This window comes from Pseudomonas sp. EGD-AK9, from assembly GCF_000465935.2.
Classification (GTDB): domain Bacteria; phylum Pseudomonadota; class Gammaproteobacteria; order Pseudomonadales; family Pseudomonadaceae; genus Aquipseudomonas.
Genome location: NZ_AVOF01000484.1, coordinates 1 through 1,873, shown reverse-complemented (window position 1 = coordinate 1,873; position 1,873 = coordinate 1). Strand labels below are relative to the sequence as shown.

Annotated in this window: 2 protein-coding genes; one reads left to right on the top strand and one right to left on the bottom strand. The window is 69.4% G+C overall.

Annotation, left to right across the window (positions count from 1 at the left end):
- A partial coding sequence (locus N878_RS19200) for an ATP-binding protein (RefSeq protein WP_156350899.1) occupies window positions 1-1,556 on the bottom strand: 1,556 nt, incomplete at its 3' end.
- Window positions 1,557-1,620: 64 nt separating this feature from the next.
- Here N878_RS19200 and N878_RS19195 point away from each other — a divergent pair.
- A partial coding sequence (locus tag N878_RS19195; protein ID WP_156350898.1) for a DUF815 domain-containing protein occupies window positions 1,621-1,873 on the top strand: 253 nt, incomplete at its 3' end.

Sequence of the window (1,873 nt, the reverse complement as noted above, 5' to 3'; positions counted from 1 at the left end):
AACTCGCTGCCGAAGCCTTCCTTCGATTGCAGGCCGAGGCTGCCGTGCATGGCCTCGCACAGGCGGCGGGTCAGCGCCAGGCCGAGGCCGGTGCCGCCGTACTCGCGGGTGATGCCCACCTCGGCCTGGGCGAACGGCTGGAAGATGCGCGCCTGGGCGTCTTCGGCGATGCCGATGCCGGTGTCGCGCACGCGGATGCGCACGCCGTCCGCGCTGCGCGATACCTGCAGGTCGACGCGGCCGAAGCGGGTGAACTTCAGCGCATTGGACAAGAGGTTGCTGACGATCTGCCGCACCCGGGTCGGGTCGCCGACGACCTGGGCGGGCAGGTCGGGGGCGATCAGGCAGGTCAGCTCCACCGCGCCGGCGGCGTTCTGCGACAGCAGGCTGGCGGTCTCCTCGGCCAGCACGCCGAGGTCGAAGGGAATCTGCTCCAGCTCCAGCTGGCCGGCCTCGAACTTGGACAGGTCGAGGATGTCGTTGAGCAGCTCCACCAGTACCTTGCCGGAATCGTGGGCGATGCCCAGCTGCTGGCGTTGCTCGGCGCTGAGCGGGGCGTCCAGGGCCAGGGCGAGCATGCCCAGCAGGCCGTTGAGCGGGGTGCGGATCTCGTGGCTCATGTTGGCGAGGAAGGCCGAGCGGGCCTGGGCCATGTTCAGTGCGGTGGTGCGCGCCAGTTCCAGCTCGCGGTTGGACTGGCTGAGGCGGGCGTTGGCGGCCTTGAGCTCGGCGGTGCGCGCCGAGACGATGTTCTCCAGCTCGGCCAGGTACTGGGTCAGGCGATCCTCGGCGTTGCGCCGCTGCTCGATCTCCTGGGCGATGCTCGACAGCTGGCGGTTGGTCACCTCGACCAGGGTGCCGATCTCGTCGCGTTCGTGGCCCTTGGGGCAGGGCACCGGGCGATGCTGCGGGTCCTGCGGGTTGCGCTCGCTGAGCGCGCGGATCACTCCCACCAGCGGCTTGGTCAGCATGAAGTAGAACAGCACCAGGAGGATCAGCGACAGCAGCAGGCTGCGGGCGAAGCCGGTCAGCAGGGTCAGCAGCGAGCGGCGCAGGAAGTGGCTGCCGAAGGCGTAGGTGTCCACCTCCAGGCGCAGCTCGCCGAGCGCTTCGTTGGGCGCGTGGGCGACGTAGAGCGGATCCTGGAACTGGCGCTGGGCGCCGAACAGGCTGTCGCTGAACACCCGGTAGCGGCTCTCGCTGCGCGGCCGGCTGACGCTGGCCAGCACCAGGCCGCTGTTGTCGATCAGTTCGGCGCGGGTCACCGCCGGCGAACGCAGCAGGCCGAGCACCAGTTCCTGGGCCAGTTCGGCGTCGATGTTGTAGGCGATACGGGCGGCGGGGTTGTGGCTGATTTCCAGCAGCGCGCGAATCTCGCGGTTGATGGAGGCCTCTTCGCTGGCATAATCGATCGCCACCTGGGTGACGCTGAGCAGCGTGCCGAGGATGAACGCCACCAGCACGGTCAGGCCGGCCTGTCGGAACGACAGGCGATGGGTGAGCGATATATCCATGGCGGCGGGCGTGGTCTCTGATCCGTGGCGCCTGCCAAGCATAGCCGATAGCGGCACCGGACCGGCAGAGCCCGCAGCGTGCGGCCCTGCGCAAAAGGAGTAGAGCGTGGATTCCCGATTGCAGAGCTTTCTGGCGCGTGCCGAGCAGGTGCTGGCGCGCCTCGAACCCCTGTTGCCCGCAGTGCGGGCAGAACTGGACTGGAACCGGAGCCTGGCCGCGCGCTGGCAGCGCGACGGCCGCAGCGGTTTCCTGCAGCCCCTGGCGGTCAGCCTCGACCTCGGCCTGCACGACCTGCTTGGCATCGACGCCCAGCGCGAGCAGCTGGCGCGCAACACCCGCCAGTTCGTCGCCGGCCTGC